Consider the following 946-nt stretch of genomic DNA (forward strand, 5'->3'; position numbering starts at 1 on the left):
TAGGCTCTGTACGAAAACCTTCGTAACCCATTCAAGCTGCATGAAAGCCAGGATCCAGTAAAGTCCGCGACCATCAAAGGCAGGAGCCTCCGATGGCAAAACGGTACGAACTCCCTGATGAATACTGGGAACTGGTCGCAGATCTTTTCATTGAACCCCGACGCGGTGGCCGGCCTAGAGCCGATGACCGACTGATGCTCAACGGCATTTTGTGGGTTCTATGTTCAGGTGCCGCCTGGCGCGATATGCCCGAGCGCTTCGGGCCTTGGTCAACCGTCTACCAGCGGTTCCGAGATTGGCGAAATCGAGGCACGTTCGATCAGATGCTCAAGCGATTGCACATCAAGCTCAACGAGCAAGGGCTGATTGATTTGGACACCTGGATGATCGACTCCACCGCTGTAAAGGCAACCCGAGCCTCTTCCGGTGCCGGAAAAAAGGGGGGCCTGAAGAACCAGAAGACCACGCGCTAGGTCGAAGTCGCGGCGGTCTGACGACCAAAATTCACATGCTCTGCGACTCCAACGGAGTACCGCTGTGCTTCAAGCTATCGGGCGGACAGGCCAGCGATATTGCCTACGCTCAGCCGTTGCTTGACGACGCTCATGTACCTGGCCGTCGGGGCCGCCCCCGCAAGCGCTGCCGGTGGTTGCTGGCTGACAAGGGGTACGATGCCGAACATCTACGGCGCTATTGCGATCGTTATCGAGTGCAGCCGGTGATTCCTTACCGCAAGATGACGCGCAAACCCAAACCTGGACTTCCCCGTCTGTTCGACAGACCAAAATACCGCCAGCGGAACATCATCGAACGCATGTTCGGCTGGCTGAAAGAGAATCGGCGGATCGTCACGCGCTTCGACAAACTGGCGAAAAGCTTTGAAGCAATGGTCTCACTCGCCTGCTCTATGAGGTGTTTGCGACATTTGTTTTCGTACAGAGCCTAG

The 946-nt window shown here is 56.3% G+C and carries 1 protein-coding gene; it reads left to right on the forward strand.

All coding sequences use genetic code 11. From position 1 onward, the window contains the following. Positions 1-92: 92 nt before the first annotated feature. Positions 93-946, forward strand: a protein-coding gene (locus tag HX830_RS31795; RefSeq protein WP_177104799.1) for an IS5 family transposase whose coding sequence is annotated in 2 segments (ribosomal slippage) — positions 93-446 and positions 449-946 — 852 coding nt in all. Because the reading frame shifts where the segments join, the coding sequence is not laid out codon by codon here.

The organism is Pseudomonas gingeri, from assembly GCF_013385425.1.
In the GTDB taxonomy this organism is placed as follows: domain Bacteria; phylum Pseudomonadota; class Gammaproteobacteria; order Pseudomonadales; family Pseudomonadaceae; genus Aquipseudomonas; species Aquipseudomonas gingeri_D.